This is a genomic window from Pseudomonas sp. S9, from assembly GCF_000222125.1.
In the GTDB taxonomy this organism is placed as follows: domain Bacteria; phylum Pseudomonadota; class Gammaproteobacteria; order Pseudomonadales; family Pseudomonadaceae; genus Aquipseudomonas; species Aquipseudomonas segetis.
Window position 1 is genome coordinate 204607 of sequence record NZ_AFFX01000004.1, and the last position, 16515, is coordinate 221121.

The window sequence follows — 16515 nt, forward strand, 5'->3', positions numbered from 1 at the left end:
CGCTTGGATCAACGTCTAAGCGGGGCGGCTGTTTTCCAATTGCCTAGCGACTGGCGGCGGGGGCCGTATTCAGCAGTGACTCACTGGCTGAGCGCTTGTTGCGGTTGCCAATCCACCAGGCGGAGTAAGCGCTCACCGCACCGGCGAACAACACATACAGGCAGGTCGTCCAGGGCTGACCGTCGTTGCTGCGCATCAGCGCGGTGGCAATCATCGGGGTCAGGCCGCTGGCGAAGATTCCGGAGAATTGATAGACAAACGAGATCCCCGTGTAGCGCACCTTGGCGTCAAACAGCTCGCAGAACAGCGCTGCCTCAGGCCCATAAACCGCTGCATAGAAAATACCGAGCGGTACCACAATGGCCAGCCAAATGATGAACATATTGCCGCCGCTGGTCATCATCAGCCAGAACGCCGGGAAGGCTGAAATGGCGGTAATCAGTGATCCCCAGAAATAGACCCGGGTACGGCCAATGCGGTCGGACAACGCGCCAAACATGGGAATGCTAAAACACATGACAACAGCGGCAACCATGACGCCAATCAGAGCCTCCGAGCGTGGCAGGTTGAGTGTTTGCGTCAGGTAGCTGAGCGAGAACACCCCGAAAACATTGAAGAACACTCCGTCGATATAGCGTGCACCCATGCCGGCCAGGACATTTTTCGGGTAGCGTTTCATCATGTCGACAAAGGGGATGGCCGCTTCGGCGTTTGCAGCCTTGACCTTGGCAAACTCCGGGCTCTCCATGACATTGAGACGAATCCAGGTACCGACAAATACCAGTCCCGCGCTGAGCAGGAAGGCAATTCTCCAGCCCCACTCAAGGAATTGCGTATCCGTGAGGAAATATGACAACAGCCCGACAACACCTGAGGCCAGGCACAAGCCGATGGCCAGGCCGATTTGTGGCAGGCTGGCGTAGAAACCGCGTTTGTGTTTTGGCGCATATTCAAAGGCCATCAGCACTGCGCCGCCCCATTCGCCGCCCAGGCCGATGCCCTGGAAGATGCGTAACAGCAGCAAGATAAGCGGCGCCCAGATGCCAATGCTGTCATAGGTGGGCACCAGGCCAATCAGGAAGGTGGCAACGCCCATGATCATCATGGTCATGACCAGCATGCTCTTGCGGCCGATCTTGTCGCCGAAATGGCCGAAAATCACGCCGCCGATTGGCCTGCTCAGAAAGCCAACGGCAAAGGTACCGTAGGCCAGCATGGTTGAAATAAGCGGGTCGTCGCTTGGGAAATACAGGTGGTTGAACACGATGCCGGCAACGACACCGTAGAGAAAGAAGTCGTACCACTCAATGGTGGCGCCTATGACACTTGCGACTACGACTTTGCGCACGGGGTTGGACGTGGACATGTCAGTATTCCTATGTGTTTGGCTGGGCAATAAAGCCTGCTTGCAGCTAGCCGACGCGCAGCGCTGGCTTCACTGCTGTCGGTTGCTCAGAGCGCGTGGGAAAGCGCTTCCGAGGACTGTGCTGCAATAGCATTGGGTACAACAGGCCTGGGTTTGACGGCGTCTTCGAGAATCATGGTTGCAGCTTTCTCGGCGATCATGACCACCGGCACATTGGTGTTACCGGAAACCAGGGTCGGCATGATCGAGCAATCAACCACCCGCAAGCCCTGGATGCCATGGACACGCAAACGTGAATCAACCACTGCCATGGGGTCGTGCCCCATTTTGCAAGTGCCCGAGGGGTGGAAAATGGTCGCGCCGTACTGGCGACAGAATTCAAGAATCTGCTCGTCACTCTGTTGCTCGATTCCCGGCAGGTGCTCACGCTTGATCAGCTCCTTGAGCGGCCCTGTTTCGGCCAGCTTGCGCGTGTAACGCACTCCGGCAATCACGGTTTGCCGGTCCAACTCGGTGGACAGGTAGTTGGGCTGCATCGAAGGTGGCTGGTTTGGGTCACTCGAGACGATTCGCACATAGCCACGGCTCTCTGGCCGTAACTGACAGACCGACATGGTGAACCCGGAAAACGGATGCACCTTGCCGCCCGCGGAATCAGCGCTGAGCGTGCCGAAGTGATACTGGATGTCGGGCGTTTTGCTTTGCGCCATGACCCGGGTAAACAAGCCGCCCTGATTGATACCAATGGCCAGCGGCCCACTGCGGGTGAAGAGCCATTGCAAACCCATGCGCAGTTTGCGCCAGGGCGAACGCAGCTCATCGTTGGTGGTAATGGGCCGGGTGCACTCGTAGATCATGCGGATCTGCAAATGATCCTGCAGGTTTTCACCGACCCCAGGCAGCTCGTGAACCACTGGTATCGAGAATTGCTTGAGCAACTCGGCTGGGCCAACGCCTGAAAGCTGCAACACCTGTGGTGACTGCAAGGCACCGGCGCTGAGTATCACTTCGCGTCTGGCATGGATGGTCTGCAGGTGACCGTCTTTTTCGAACACCACGGCTGTTGCGCGCTTGGCTTCGAACAGTATCTTTTGCACCTTGGCCAGGGAAATGATGCTCAGGTTGCTGCGCTTGCGCGCCGGGTGCAGATAAGCCACTGCCGTGCTGCAACGCAGGCCCTTGCGAGTGGTCAGCTGGTAATAACCGACCCCTTCCTGGTTACCTGTATTAAAGTCATTGGTGCGCGGTACACCCAGTGCCTTGGCGGCGTCGATAAAGCCCTCGGTGAGCGGGTGGCGTGCCTTGATGCTGGAGGCGCATAGCGGGCCTTCGGTGCCATGGGTCGGACCGGATCCAAGATCGTTGTTTTCAGCACGGCGGAAGTAAGGCAGAACATCCTTCCAGCCCCAGCCCTGGTTGCCTGACTCGGCCCAGGCATCGTAATCGGCTTGCTGGCCGCGAATGTAGATAAGTCCGTTGATTGAGCTGCAACCGCCCCAGACTCTCCCGCGGGGCCAGTAGATGCGGCGGTTGTTCATGCCGGGGTCAGGGTCAGTGTAGAAGCCCCAGTTATAGACCGGGTGGAACATGGTCTTGGCGTAGCCAATGGGGATGTGGATCCACGGATAGCGATCGGGTGGGCCCGCTTCCAGCAAGCAGACGCTGTAGCGCCCGTTCTCGCTGAGCCGGTTTGCTAGCACGCAGCCTGCTGAACCAGCACCCACTACGACGAAGTCATAGGTGAGCGACATTCGAAATCCTCTTTGTTTTTATTAGTGTGAAACCGAAGTTCGAAATCAAATTAGAACAAAATGGTTCATTAATGTTGGGCCAGAAATGTGTTTCGCTTGAGTCCAAGGGCTTGCTATAACTGGTCTGTGGCGATATTTGTTTTATAATCATGCAGTTAATTTAGGGATGAAGTTTTCAAGTGATTAATAAAGTGGAACAAAACGTATCGAAATTAGAGATTTTGTCGGCTGGTCTGGATTTGTTTACAAATCCTGACCGGAGCCTGCGGGCGTTGTTAGTGCTCGAAGCCATTGCCCTGGCTGATGCCCCCATGTCATTGGCCCAGCTGAGCCACCGCCTGGCCACGCCCAAGGCCACGCTGCTGCGTATGGTCCAGGCGCTGGAACGCTTGGGTTTTCTGTTGCGCGAAGTGGATGAAAAGACCTATTTGCTTGGCCCTCGCGCCACTCAACTGGGCTTGCGCTTATTGCGCAACGATGTGGTCATGCAGCGTCATCGGCTGATCCTCGAGTCCTTGGTGCGTACGCTGGGCGAGACCTGCAACCTGACTGCGCTGGATGGAAACCGGGTGATCTATATCGACCGGGTAGAAACCTCCGAGCCTTTGCGGCTGCATGTGGAGCCCGGCACGCATGTGCCCTTGCATTGCACGGCCAGTGGCAAGTTATTCCTGGCCGAGATGCCTGCCGATGCGCGTCAGCAGTTATTGCAATGCCTGCAGTTGACTGCGCAAACCCCGCGCACCATCACCGACATGGGGCTGTTGCAGGCTGAGCTTGAACGCATTGGCAGTCGTGGCGTGGGTATCGACAGCGAGGAGTTTGTCGCTGGAATGGTGGCGGTGGCGGTGCCTATTCGAGATGTGCATGGTCATTGCGTGGCGGCCCTGGCCTGTCATGCGCCTACGGCTCGTAAAAGCCTGAATGACCTGATCGATGGGATTGAGTCGATGCGGGATGCGGCTGCGCAGTTGGCAGCCATGTTCAACCCCAACCTCTAGACATGGGTGTTAGCGGGCAGGCGGGCTAGAGAAACAACCCGCCCAGGGGGGAAGAGGCGTCCCCCTCCAAGCGGCGCGGCATACGTCCGGCCAGGTAGGCCTCGCGACCGGCGCAAACGGCTTGGCGCATGGCCGAGGCCATGCGGATCGGCTCCCGGGCGCGGGCAATGGCGGTGTTCATCAATACCCCATCGCAGCCCAGTTCCATGGCAATTGCTGCGTCCGAGGCGGTGCCGACACCTGCGTCGACAATCACTGGAACCTTAGCGTTTTCAACGATCAGCCGGATGTTATACGGGTTGCGAATGCCCAGGCCCGAGCCAATAGGCGCCCCAAGGGGCATGATTGCCACGCAGCCCAGTTCCTCCAGGCGCCGTGCAATAATCGGGTCATCACTGGTGTAAACCATCACTTTGAAGCCCAGCTCAACCAGTTGCCGTGCTGCTGCCAGCGTTTCGGTAATGTCGGGATAGAGTGTCTGGCTGTCGCCCAGTACTTCAAGTTTGACCAGGTCATGACCATCCAACAGCTCGCGTGCCAAAAGGCAGGTCCGCACCGCATCCCTGGCGGTGTAGCAGCCGGCGGTGTTGGGCAGCAGTGTGAAGTGCTGCGGTGCAATTGCGTCGAGCAAGTTAGGCGCCTGGGCATCCTGGCCGATGTTGCTGCGACGCACGGCAAAGGTGACGATTTGCGCAGCGCTGGCAGTGACCGCAGCCTGGGTTTCTGCGAGATCGGCATAGTGCCCAGTACCGACCAGTAAACGTGATTTGAAGGGTTGTCCGGCGATGATCAGTGGATCATCCAATGGCGTCGCAAGCGTCATATCGACTCCCAGATAAAGTAATGGATGGCGCCTGATCAGCCGCCGCCGATGGCATGCACGATTTCAAGGTTATCGCCGCTTTGCAGGTACAAGGCCGGGAACTGGCTACGTGGAATCACCTGCCGGTTGAGCTCAACGGCCAGGCGTCGATTTCCAAGGCCCTGGTCCGCAAGCCACTGGCCAAGGCTCAGGTTGGCAGGCAGTTGCTGAAACTCGCCGTTAATCGTGACTTCAATCATTGCGGGTCCATAACGAATAGCGTGGTTTGCCTGCGTCATGTTTGTCCTGATCCCGACGTGCCTGAAGAGCCAATGGTGCCAGCCTTATTGGTCCAGCCCGGGGCGGCGCAAGTACCGGGTTGCGGCCCTGGCACCTCAGTTGGGTAACAACTGGTTCTATCTGCGTTGGCGCCATGCTCTTAGTTTCGTCATCAGAGGCTGGCCCAGGTTTTTGCCCAGCACAGCCTATTGCTGGATGACCGCGCCGCCTGCATGAGCAGGCTGGCCGCTGACAATAACAAGGTTCCACGCAGGAGGTTGGCATGAACAACATGACGAATGAATTTGATGCAGCTGAAGTGCTTGCCAGTGATCGTAGCCACGTTTGGCACCACCTGACCCAGCACAAGCCGCTGGAGCACAATGACCCCATGGTGATTGTCGAAGGCAAGGGCATGCGCGTCCGGGACATCAAGGGCAACGAATACCTGGATGCGGTTTCTGGTGGTGTGTGGACAGTGAACGTGGGATATGGCCGTGAGCGCATTGCCGACGCGGTGCGCGATCAGTTGGTCAAACTCAACTACTTTGCCGGTTCTGCCGGCAACATTCCCGGGGCGTTGTTTGCCAAGAAACTGATCGAGAAAATGCCTGGCCTGAGCCGGGTGTATTACTCCAACTCGGGTTCGGAGGCCAACGAAAAGGCCTATAAAATCGTTCGCCAGATTGCCCACAAGAAATACGGCGGCAAGAAGCACAAGATTCTGTTTCGCGAGCGTGACTACCACGGCACCACCATCACGGCGCTGAGTTCTACCGGCCAGTTTGAACGTAAAAATCAATACGGCCCTTTTACGCCCGGCTTTGTGGAGTTTGCCCACTGCTGCGAATACCGCTCACAATTTGGTGATGTGGCCGACTACGGTGTGCGCGCAGCGCTGGAGATGGAGAAAGTCATACTTGCCGAAGGTCCGGACACTGTTGGCGCCGTTGTGCTTGAGCCGATCACGGCGGGTGGTGGGGTGATCACACCGCCAGTTGGCTATTGGGAAACCATCCAGGCGATTTGCAAAAAATACGACATCCTTTTGCATATTGACGAGGTTGTTTGCGGGCTGGGCCGCACCGGCAAATGGTTTGGTTACCAGCACTATGGTATCCAGCCGGATATCGTGACCATGGCCAAGGGCGTTGCCAGCGGTTACGCCGCGATCTCCTGCACGGTAACCACCGAAGCCGTGTTCGAGGCATTCAAGGATGATGCGGATGATCGCATGGGGTACTTCCGGGATATCAGCACCTTTGGCGGTTGCACTGCAGGACCGGCTGCAGCCCTGGCCAATATGCAGATAATCGAGGAGGAAGGCCTGCTCGAAAACGTCACGCAAATGGGGGAGTACTTCATGGCTCCCCCGCGTGAATTGCAAGAAAAGTATCCACTGATTGGCGATGTGCGGGGCAAAGGCCTGTTTTGCGGTATTGAGTTGGTCAAGGCCCGCCAGAGCAAGGAGCCGGTTGCCGAGAGTGTTGCCATCGCTATCGCCGCTGACTGCATGCGTCAAGGCGTAATCATTGGCCGCACCAACCGCAGCTTCGAGCAGTTCAACAATACCCTGTGTTTCAGCCCGGCATTGATTGCGACCCAGGCCGACCTGGATCAGATTATCGATGCCCTGGATAACGCCCTTGGGCGGGTTGCCTAAGTAGCGGGCAGGCGCCTACCAAGCCGGGCTGGTGATCAGCCCGGCTTTGGCGTTCTCCCAAAAAATTGTTTTAAATCCTGCCTGGGGCCTGGGTTTTGATGGGGTTTTTGGTTGGATAGTCTTGTCTGACTCTTGGTGCTAGTCTGCCCCGCAGCCACCGCACTTTTGGCGCATTGCAAAGTGGAGTTGCTGGGTTGAACCATAGGGATTCCAGCATGTGCAGTTACTACAACTGAGGCCGCGATATGTTTCATCTATTTCATTTGTCGACTGATAAGCCAACTGGCTTGCAACAGCAGTTACGTGAACAGATTGCCCAGGTCATCCTCAATGGCAATATCCCCCTCGACAGCCCATTGCCCTCCAGTCGCAAACTCGCCAAGCAACTGAATATCGCACGTAATACTGTGGTGCTGGCGTACGAACATTTGCTCGATGACGGCTATCTGGTCGCCCGTGAACGCAGTGGCTACTACGTTAATCCCGACATTCTTGCGCGCAAGGTCGAGCCAGTTAAGGCGCCTGACGAATCCTCATTCGATGGCACGCCCGACTGGTCCAGCCGGCTGGTGGTAAAGCCCAGCGAACAACGCAATATGAGCAAGCCGCGAGACTGGCAGAAATACCAGTACCCCTTTATTTATGGCCAGTTCGATCCCGTATTGTTTCCCACTGCCAACTGGCGTGAATGTTGTCGCGACGCAGTGAGTATTCCGGCCATTCGTGATTGGGCGTCCGATCGTTTCGATAATGACGATCCCTTGTTGATGGAGCAGATTCGCACGCGCTTGCTGCCGCGCCGGGGCGTGTGGGCATCGCCCGAGCAGATCCTGGTCACGGTCGGCGCCCAGCATGCGCTCTATATGTTGGCCCGCCTATTATTGCGCCCCGACAGCCTGATGGGTATCGAAGACCCTGGCTATATGGATATCCGCAACATTGCCATGCTAAATCCGTCGCGGGTGCAACCGCTGGCGGTCGATGCACAAGGGCTGGTGCTCAGTGATCAGCTCAATGCCTGCGACCTGGTCTACACCACACCGAGCCATCAGTGCCCGACAACAGTGACCATGCCGCTGGAAAGACGCTATGAATTGCTGCGCCGTGCCAATGAGCACAACTTCCTGATTATTGAAGACGACTACGAAAGCGAAACCAACTTCAAGGCCAATCCGATCCCGGCGCTCAAGAGCCTGGATAAAAACGACCGGGTGCTTTATGTCGGCAGTCTTTCCAAGACCTTGGCGCCAGGCCTGCGCGTGGGTTATCTGGTCGGCCCCGAACCCCTGATTCGCGAGGCACGCGCCTTGCGCCGGTTGATGGTGCGCCATCCAGCCGCGAACAATCAGCGCTCGGTTGCCCTGTTTCTCGAGCGCGGATATCACGATGCATTGATCATGAGCCTGATGCGAGCCTACCAGGACCGGCACCAGCAAATGGGCGATGCCTTGCGCGAGTACCTGCCGGACTCATCGCGCGAACCGAGCTTTGGTGGGTCCTGTTACTGGGTCAAGGGCCCTGAAGGGCTGGATGCACGCGAACTGCAAAAACAGGCTGCCAAGCACGGCATCCTGATTGAGCCGGGCGATATTCACTTCTACGCTGAGCAGCCGCCCTTGAACTATTTTCGCCTGGGCTATTCCTCAATTGCCGCAGAGCATATCCGTCCCGGTATCAAGCTATTGGCCGGGCTGATCGAGCAGCTCAGTGGAGGGGCAACTGAACCGCGACTCCACTAACCGGCGGGGCGCTGCTGGTTCTTTGGTTTTCTGCTAGTGCCTTGCGCTGGCGGTGATCGCGGCATCATCTGAACAACAGCATCAATACACAACTCACCGCAGCCCTTGCCTGTGATGAGTTGTCGTGCGCGCCAATAAACACTGGATATGCACTGGCGCAACAACTGGCCCGCAACTGGTTCTATCGGGCTGCTCTCTGACGCTCCTACTCTAGGTCCAGTCCAGACGAACTGGCATTCGCTGGTGAGTGCCGGGTTTGACTGGGCTGACAAGGCTTCGTCACAAGAATAAGAGGAGAGCGCTACATGCCTAATGGCATCTCGAACATGACCAACTGGCTTGATATGGGGCCAGTTACAGCCCTTGTGACGCAGCAGCTGAATACTCAAGCAGGGCAGCAGAGCTGTTCTGAAGTTGCCGAGTTTCTCGGCTATCCCTGTGCGCCGATGCCGCTCTGCGGCTAAGCCCCGATTAACCGGCGGCTTGGCCGTCGTACCCTAAGTACTGAGAGGAAAGTCGATATGGCACGCATGACACCCAGCGAAGCGCTTGTTGAAACCATGGTCGCCAATGGCGTAACCGATATTTTCGGGATCATGGGCTCGGCCTTTATGGATGCGATGGATATTTTTGCCCCGGCTGGCATTCGTTTTATCCCGGTGGTGCACGAGCAAGGCGCCGGTCACATGGCTGACGGTTACTCGCGAGTGAGTGGCCGCCATGGCGTATGTATCGCGCAGAACGGCCCCGGCATCACCAATTTTGTAACGGCTATCGCCGCAGCTTATTGGGCGCACAGCCCGGTGGTGGTGATCACCCCGGAAACCGGCTCCATGAGCCAGGGCCTGGGCGGTTTCCAGGAAGCTCAGCAACTGCCGTTCTTTGAAACCATCACCAAATACCAGGGGCACGTGGCCAACCCTGCGCGGATGGCTGAATTGACCGCGCGTTGCTTTGACCGTGCCATGCAGGAAAATGGCCCGACCCAGCTGAATATTCCGCGCGACTTCTTCTATGGCGATATCAATGTTGATATTCCAACCCCCATACGGATCGAACGTAGCGCGGGTGGTGAGAACAGCCTCAACGAGGCCGCGCAGTTGCTGGCTTCTGCCAAGAACCCGGTGATCATTTCCGGTGGCGGCGTGGTGATGGGCGATGCCGTTGATGCCTGTAAGGCGCTGGCTGAATACCTTGGCGCGCCGGTGGTGAACAGCTACCTGCACAACGACTCCTTCCCGGCGAGCCACCAACTGTGGTGCGGTCCGCTGGGCTACCAGGGTTCGAAAGCCGGTATGAAGCTGCTGTCGCGCGCTGATGTGGTCTTGGCCCTGGGCACGCGTCTCGGCCCATTCGGTACGCTGCCGCAGCACGGCATGGATTACTGGCCAAAGCAGGCCAAGGTGATCCAGATTGATTGCGATCCGAAGATGCTAGGCCTGGTTAAAAAAATCTCGGTGGGCATCTGTGGCGATGCCAAGGCCGCAGCGCAAAACCTGCTCGCTCGCTTGCAAAACCTGGATGTGCTGTGCCTTGAAAACAAGGGCGCCCGCGCTGAAGAAATTGCCATGGAGAAAGCCAATTGGGAAGCTGAGCTGAGCGCCTGGATTCACGAGAAGGATGAATACTCGCTGGATATGATCAACGAGCAAAAAGGCGAGGATGGCAACTACCTGCACCCGCGTCAGGTATTGCGTGAGTTGGAAAAAGCCATGCCGGCCGACGCCATGGTTTCGACCGATATTGGCAACATCAACTCGGTCTCCAATAGCTACCTGCGTTTTGAACAACCGCGTTCCTTCTTTGCCGCCATGAGCTTTGGCAACTGTGGCTATGCCTTGCCAACCATCATCGGTGCCAAGGTGGCTGCGCCGCACCGCACGGCGATTTCCTATGCCGGTGATGGCGCCTGGGGCATGTCGATGATGGAGATCATGACCTGTGTTCGCGAGAACATCCCGGTGACCTCGATTGTCTTCCACAATCGCCAGTGGGGCGCCGAAAAGAAAAACCAGGTCGACTTTTACAACCGTCGTTTCGTGGCGGGCGATCTCGAGAATCAGAGCTTTGCCGGGATTGCGCGATCCATGGGGGCTGAAGGTGTGACTGTGGATCGGTTGGAAGATGTGGGCCCGGCGTTGAAGGCGGCCTGTGACGCGCAAAAAGCCGGCAAGACCACGGTGATTGAAATCATGTGTACCCGTGAGTTGGGTGATCCGTTCCGTCGCGATGCCTTGTCCAAGCCTGTGCGTTTCCTCGAGAAGTACAAGGACTACGTGTAAGTCGCGACTGCAACCTGCGGTAACCCCCGTAGCGGCGCCTTTGGGCGTCGCTGCCCGTCACCTGTAACGGAGATAAATTATGTTGAGCACCATTGCGCATGAGTGCCCAGCGTTTCTGCTCAACCGGGCCAAGACCCTGCCGCGAGTTGTCACTGCGGTGGTCAATCCGGTCAATACCTTGAGTTTGAGCAGCGCCAGGCAGGCCTGCGATGAAGGCTTGATCGAGCCAATCCTGGTTGGCGATGTCGGTCAGATTCAACAACTGGCAGAACAGCTGGATTGGGACCTGCACGGACTGCGAATCGTCCCGGCCGCTGATGAGGCGCACAGCGCCGCGCTCAGTTGTGCCTTGGCGGGCAAGGGTGAGGCGGGCGCCCTGATGAAGGGGCATCTGCATACCGACACCTTGCTGCGTGCTGTGCTTAAGCGCGATGCCGGATTACGCACTGCAAGTCGGCTCAGCCATGTATTTCATATGACGCTGCCGGGCAGTGATAAAGCCCTGTGCATTACCGACGCGGTGATCAATGTCCAGCCGTCGATCATCGACAAGGTGCATATTGCACGTAACGCCATTCAACTGATGCATGCACTGGGTTATGACTCGCCGCGCATGGCCATACTCTCCGGTACCGAGGAAGTGAGCAGCAGCATGCCGTCGAGCCAGGATGCCGCCGAGTTGACCAAACTGGCGGCAATCGGCGCAATCAGCGGCGCGCGCGTCGAAGGCCCGTTGGGGTTCGATAACGCCATTTCCTCAGAGGCAGCACGTATCAAGGGCATCAGTGGCCAGGTCAGCGGCAATGCGGACATCTTGCTGGTGCCGAATCTTGAGTCGGGTAACTTCCTGTTCAAGCAGATGGTTTATTTTATGAGTGCAACTGCGGCCGGCCTGGTCCTGGGCGCAGCTGTACCTATCATTCTCACCTCACGCGCAGACCCACTGGAAGCCCGTCTGGCCTCATGTGCCCTGTCTTCCATTTTTGTCGAGTACTGTGCGCAAGGTCCTGAACGGGCCGTCGCGGTTTAATCATTGAGCAAGGGGCATTACTGATGGCTGTGCAACGCTACGGCTTTATCTTCAAGGCACCGGGTATGGATTTTATGACCCATAACGGCCAGCTCGAGTCAGACCGCTTTGCGGCAACCCTGTGTGGCGTCGCCGATGTCGAACAGGCGGTGATGGTGGCGCTTGAGTTGCTGACACGGCATGTGGAATTGATCGAGTTGTGCGGTGCATTTAGCGCAGATGAAGTAGCGCAGATCCGGCTGGCGCTCGGCGACAAGATCCCGCTGGGTGCTGTCCAGTACAGCGCCGAAGATCGTCAGCGCTTGCAGTCGGTAGCATCCTGAATATTTACTCCCCGGCAGCTTTGTTTGTTGCTTGGGATTGCCAGGCGCTGAAAACGCGCCGACGCCACCAGTCACTGCCTTCGATCAACTGGCGAATCAATGCCTGCTGCTGCGCGCCTCCTGTAAATACTTGGGGGCGCGGTAGAACTGGCAAGCTGTTGAGCTGTTCCTGATCGGCCAAGGGGTGTTCGCCGATCAACAGGGGCAAGTGCGGGCAAAGATAAAATAATATCGGGCCGGTTTGAGCATGCATGACCGGCGCTTCGAACAGCACCTGACTGGCCTTGTCGAGCAGCTCCCGCGTCAGCTCTATGCCAGCGTTGCCATGACTTCGACGGATCAGGTCCCAGCGCGGCGCCAGCTCGCGGCGTATGAATCCGTCCAGCCGCGCAGCCAGCTCATCGGCACTCAAGCCCTGCATGTCCAACCCGGTGCACTGCCCGACAATGCGCAAATAGGTCTTGTCGATCAGCGCGCGCCCGGCGTTTTGCCACTCATAACCGGCAGCCTTTTGCAGGTTGCCATAGAACAGCAACAGCAAGCCGTTTTCGCTGGAGCGTTGATCGTTACCGCCTGCGAACAGAGGGTTTGGCTGTTGCCAGCCTACGCATAGACGCTCACTTGTATGGATCAGTCCAGGATTGTCCATCAACGCTGTTGCCGCTGTGGTCTCGTCACTTTTAAACACGCTCAATCCTGTCAGATAGATACATGGCAAGCTGCAAACTAGCGCGCTGTAAGCTACCCGGCTAGCACCAGCTGTGGGCTTGTATTGGGCCAGTTGGGCTGGCCCCTAACAAGGCTCCGCAGTGGCCCTAATGAGTGGGGCCAGCTTTCACTAGCATCGGTGGTCAGTTATGAACCAAAGGTGTAGGTGAAAATAATGGCAACAAAACAACACCACACGATTCCTCCGGTAGCGATGCAGGTCGGTGCCCAGGATGGCGCCTCTGAGTCATGGTTAAGCCGTCGTACTCAGAAATGCAAACTCATATTGCCCGGCCTGGTCACCTCAGCAGTGGTTGGGGTCAGTGCTTCATTTCTTTCCGAGCACTACGGTGCGCCTGTGATGCTGATGGCGTTGCTATTGGGCATGGCCTTGGGTTTTCTTTCGGAGGAAGGCCGGGCGGTTGCCGGGATTCGTTTCACCTCCAGCACCATTTTGCGTATTGGCGTCGCGCTGCTGGGCATGCGCATCACCCTTGAGCAAATCATGTCGTTGGGTGGCACCTTGCTGGCAGTGGTGATTGGCGGGGTATTGCTGACCATGACCTTTGGCGTGGTGCTGGCGCGGATACTTGGCCAGTCGCGGGATTTCGGTATCTTGAGCGGTGGCAGCGTCGGCATATGCGGTGCTTCTGCGGCACTGGCAATCTCCGCCGTGTTGCCCCAGGACAAAAACAGCGAGCGCAATATCATCTTCACCGTGATCAGCGTCACCGCGCTGAGCACCATCGCCATGATCATTTATCCGCCCATTGCCCAGTGGCTCGGGCTTGATGCCCGCCAGGCCGGAGTTTTCCTCGGCGCGACAATCCACGATGTGGCGCAAGTGGTGGGTGCGGGCTACAGCATGTCCGATGAAACCGGCGATACCGCCACAGTGGTCAAGCTGCTGCGTGTAGCCATGCTGGTGCCTATCGTGTTTAGCCTGTCGCTGCTGCTGCGCAAGCGCAGTGACGGACCTCGCGCCGCGTTGCCGCTGCCCTTGTTTATCATCTTCTTTGTGGTCTTTGTTGCCATTAACAGCAGCGGTATTGCCACGCCGGTCATTCGTGATTTCGCCGTGAGCGTATCGAGTTGGTGCCTGGTCACTGCGATTGCCGCACTGGGGATGAAGACTTCGCTCAAATCCCTGCTCGAAGTGGGTTGGCGGCCAGCGACCCTGTTGGTCAGTGAGACGCTGTTTCTCGCGACCCTGATTCTGATCTGCGTTCACTGGATGGGATAAGGTCTATGGCTTCATGACCCTGCAACTGCACCTGATGTTCCTGGGCTGCGTGCTACTTGCCACCCTGGCCCAGAATCTCACAGGCTTCGCCTTCGGCCTGATCCTGCTGGGCATGGTTGCCTCCATGAACCTGATTCCACTGGCCGAGGTGGCAATTATCATCAGCCTGCTGACCGTGGGTAATGCGCTGGTGAACCTGGGCGGGCCCAAGCCTGAACTGGACCGTAGCGTCTTGATGCCGGTGTTGCTCAGCAGCCTGATCGGCGTGAGCATCGGGATGTGGGGCCTGGGTGCACTGAATGAGTCGCAGATGACCTGGCTGCGGCTCCTGCTTGGTTGCGTGATTGTGATCGGCAGCCTGCTGCTGGTCGTGCAGAGCAAGCCACGGGAGCGCCTTTCGCGGCAACCAGCCTTCTGGTTGTCGGGCGGCTTGTGTGGGCTACTCAATGGCTTGTTCTCCAGCGGCGGGCCACCCCTGGTGTACCACCTCTATCGTCAGCCACTGGGTTACGAGGTGATCCGCAACACCTTGATTACCGTGTTCGCGGCAAACTCAGTCACTCGCCTGGGCCTGGTCATCGCTCAAGGTCAGATGACCTGGCACGTGATCTGGTTGAGCCTGGAAGCCTTTCCGTTGGTGCTTGTTGTGACTGTCCTGATGCGACGCTACCCGCCCAGGCTTTCGCTGCGTGCCGTGCGTTGGCTGGTCTTTTGCCTCTTGCTATTGGCAGGGGGAGGCTTGATCCGGGATGCCTTGCCGGGCGTTCTGATGGCTTCAGCTTGACCCAAGGCGAGCGAGTGCGCCTTGGGCCGGTTTGGCGCTTGTATCAGCCTCTACTCGGCAGGCTCCTGGTTCAGGTCCTGCAATGCGTCGGGCTGGTTTTTAAAGGCCTTGGCAAAAATATCGCGGTTCTTGGCCATATAAATACCCAGTTCTTCACCTTGGGTCTCGTTCAGGCTGGGCACTGCCTTTTGCAATACATCGGTGAGCAATTCAGCCAGCTCAAGCATTTTGTCATGACGATCAGCTTCGGCTTTATCCATGAACAAACGCTCCAGATCTCGACTGCTGCGGTACACCACTTCGACGGCCATTCATCACCTCTACGCCTTCACGCTGATTAATATAGCTGGTTATTCATACAGTACCTGCAAGGATAAAGAACTTGCAGGCATTTGAACAGCAGCAATCCGTGCGCCAATCATCAGAGCGCCGCGAATTGCTTGCCCTGGCTAGCGATCACTGCGAATCGGGCCAAACTCGGTTGGCACCCATGCATAGGCGTCACCTTCCTTGCGTACATGTCCGATACCCGGGAAAGGCAAGTGTGCGCCCGCGATCCAGAGTTTATCCTCGGCTGCTTCGGCAAACAGCTTTTTGCGCGCTTGCACGGCCTTGGCGCTGTCGCTATCGAACTCGATTGTCACTTCCGGATGGCTGAATTGCACCGAATGGCTGTGCACTATATCGCCCCACACCAGCAGGTCCTGGCCTTTTGAGCTGAACATATAGGATGTGTGGCCTGGCGTATGGCCGTTGCTAGGTACCACAGCGACGCCTTCGGGTAGCTTGCTATCGGGGTTGAAGGTTTGCATCTTGTCGGCCGCTGCATAGGGTGCAACAGCCTTCTGGCTCATGGCGAACCGGCCACGAGTGGCTTCTGGCGCCTTGGCTTGTTCGGCGCTGCTCAGCCAATAGTCGGCATCGCCCTTGGGGATGTATATGGTCGCATTCGGATAAGCGCTTTTGCCATCGGCGCTCAGCAAGCCGCATGCATGGTCAGGATGCAGGTGGGTCAGCAATACGGTATCGACCTGTTCTGGTGTGTAGCCTGCTGCCTTGAGATTGTCCTGGATGTTGCCCAGTGCAGGGCCAAAGCACTTGGCGGCCCCGGTATCGACCAGCACCAGGTTGTTTCCGGTGTTGATCAGAAAGGCGTTTACCGCTGTTTGCACGCCTTTACTTGAGTCCAGGAACATCTTGGCCAGCAAGCTTTGAATATCGTCGGCGCTGGCGCCCTTGAGCAGTTGCGTACCGATATCGACATAGCCGTCATAGAGTGCGGTGACTTCAAAGTCACCCACCATCATGCGGTAGTAACCGGGAACCTGGTTGTTTTGCTTGGCAACTGGCGCGGCACTGGCGCTGGCCGCCAACAGTGTGCTGGTCGCAACAGTCAGTGTTAGCAGCGCACGGCGAGTAAAGGATTGAATAGTGGTCATGCTAAATCCTGGTCTGGTAAAGGTTTAATCCGTGCATCAAGTGTTAGACCCCCTTGCCAAGGTTTGTCCAGTGCAATTGCATCTTGTTGTGTTACAGGCTGGCAG

The 16515-nt window shown here is 57.3% G+C and carries 16 protein-coding genes; 9 read left to right on the top strand and 7 right to left on the bottom strand.

Going from position 1 to position 16515, the window contains the following annotated elements; translation table 11 throughout:
- Positions 1–43 precede the first annotated feature (43 nt).
- Together PSES9_RS0109960 and PSES9_RS0109965 are read right to left on the bottom strand one after the other, a co-directional pair.
- Positions 44–1366: an MFS transporter gene (locus PSES9_RS0109960; protein WP_010486506.1), complete on the bottom strand. Its 1323-nt coding sequence runs from the start codon at positions 1364–1366 to the stop codon at positions 44–46.
- Positions 1367–1452: 86 nt separating this feature from the next.
- Positions 1453–3117 (bottom strand): GMC family oxidoreductase, encoded by a 1665-nt coding sequence (locus PSES9_RS0109965; protein ID WP_010486508.1) that lies wholly within the window; start codon positions 3115–3117, stop codon positions 1453–1455.
- A gap of 278 nt (positions 3118–3395) precedes the next feature.
- Between PSES9_RS0109965 and PSES9_RS0109970 the strand changes: the two genes are divergently transcribed.
- A complete protein-coding gene (locus tag PSES9_RS0109970) occupies positions 3396–4118 on the top strand; it encodes an IclR family transcriptional regulator (RefSeq protein WP_202946248.1) in 723 nt (240 codons plus the stop codon).
- A gap of 25 nt (positions 4119–4143) precedes the next feature.
- On the opposite strand, the gene PSES9_RS0109975 is transcribed toward PSES9_RS0109970, so the two are convergent.
- Together PSES9_RS0109975 and thiS are read right to left on the bottom strand one after the other, a co-directional pair.
- On the bottom strand, positions 4144–4941 hold the full coding sequence (locus tag PSES9_RS0109975; protein WP_010486512.1) for a thiazole synthase: 798 nt from the start codon (positions 4939–4941) through the stop codon (positions 4144–4146).
- A 35-nt stretch (positions 4942–4976) separates the two neighbouring features.
- Complete coding sequence (gene thiS / locus PSES9_RS0109980) at positions 4977–5177, bottom strand: sulfur carrier protein ThiS (protein ID WP_083840263.1); 201 nt, start codon at positions 5175–5177, stop codon at positions 4977–4979.
- Positions 5178–5482: 305 nt separating this feature from the next.
- Between thiS and PSES9_RS0109985 the strand changes: the two genes are divergently transcribed.
- The 6 genes from PSES9_RS0109985 to PSES9_RS0110010 all read left to right on the top strand — a co-directional run bounded on the left by PSES9_RS0109985 (position 5483) and on the right by PSES9_RS0110010 (position 12236).
- Positions 5483–6862, top strand: a complete 1380-nt coding sequence (locus PSES9_RS0109985) for an aminotransferase family protein (protein ID WP_010486515.1) — start codon at positions 5483–5485, stop codon at positions 6860–6862.
- A gap of 245 nt (positions 6863–7107) precedes the next feature.
- Positions 7108–8601, top strand: coding sequence for a MocR-like pyridoxine biosynthesis transcription factor PdxR (gene pdxR, locus PSES9_RS0109990; RefSeq protein WP_010486518.1), 1494 nt, complete (start codon positions 7108–7110; stop codon positions 8599–8601).
- A 305-nt stretch (positions 8602–8906) separates the two neighbouring features.
- A complete protein-coding gene (locus PSES9_RS25005; protein WP_157998234.1) occupies positions 8907–9065 on the top strand; it encodes a hypothetical protein in 159 nt (52 codons plus the stop codon).
- 57 nt (positions 9066–9122) lie between these two features.
- The gene (gene xsc / locus PSES9_RS0110000; protein ID WP_010486519.1) at positions 9123–10883 is read left to right on the top strand and encodes a sulfoacetaldehyde acetyltransferase; all 1761 of its coding nucleotides are present in this window, start codon (positions 9123–9125) and stop codon (positions 10881–10883) included.
- A 79-nt stretch (positions 10884–10962) separates the two neighbouring features.
- Positions 10963–11913 (top strand): bifunctional enoyl-CoA hydratase/phosphate acetyltransferase, encoded by a 951-nt coding sequence (locus PSES9_RS0110005; protein WP_010486521.1) that lies wholly within the window; start codon positions 10963–10965, stop codon positions 11911–11913.
- A gap of 23 nt (positions 11914–11936) precedes the next feature.
- Positions 11937–12236 carry a DUF6506 family protein gene (locus PSES9_RS0110010; RefSeq protein ID WP_010486524.1) on the top strand — a complete coding sequence of 100 codons (300 nt, stop codon included), beginning with the start codon at positions 11937–11939 and terminating at the stop codon, positions 12234–12236.
- A gap of 4 nt (positions 12237–12240) precedes the next feature.
- Here the strand turns inward: PSES9_RS0110010 and PSES9_RS0110015 are convergent, their stop codons facing one another.
- A complete protein-coding gene (locus tag PSES9_RS0110015) occupies positions 12241–12924 on the bottom strand; it encodes a hypothetical protein (RefSeq protein WP_010486525.1) in 684 nt (227 codons plus the stop codon).
- A 234-nt stretch (positions 12925–13158) separates the two neighbouring features.
- Here PSES9_RS0110015 and PSES9_RS0110020 point away from each other — a divergent pair, with 234 nt between their 5' ends.
- Together PSES9_RS0110020 and PSES9_RS0110025 are read left to right on the top strand one after the other, a co-directional pair.
- Positions 13159–14187 carry a YeiH family protein gene (locus PSES9_RS0110020; protein WP_010486527.1) on the top strand — a complete coding sequence of 343 codons (1029 nt, stop codon included), beginning with the start codon at positions 13159–13161 and terminating at the stop codon, positions 14185–14187.
- Positions 14188–14200: 13 nt separating this feature from the next.
- Positions 14201–14971, top strand: coding sequence for a TSUP family transporter (locus tag PSES9_RS0110025; RefSeq protein WP_010486529.1), 771 nt, complete (start codon positions 14201–14203; stop codon positions 14969–14971).
- A 50-nt stretch (positions 14972–15021) separates the two neighbouring features.
- Here PSES9_RS0110025 and PSES9_RS0110030 read toward each other — a convergent pair whose 3' ends face one another.
- Both PSES9_RS0110030 and PSES9_RS0110035 read right to left on the bottom strand, forming a co-directional pair.
- On the bottom strand, positions 15022–15282 hold the full coding sequence (locus tag PSES9_RS0110030) for a YebG family protein (protein WP_010486531.1): 261 nt from the start codon (positions 15280–15282) through the stop codon (positions 15022–15024).
- Positions 15283–15420: 138 nt separating this feature from the next.
- Complete coding sequence (locus tag PSES9_RS0110035; protein ID WP_010486533.1) at positions 15421–16410, bottom strand: MBL fold metallo-hydrolase; 990 nt, start codon at positions 16408–16410, stop codon at positions 15421–15423.
- Between the last annotated feature and the right edge of the window lie 105 nt (positions 16411–16515).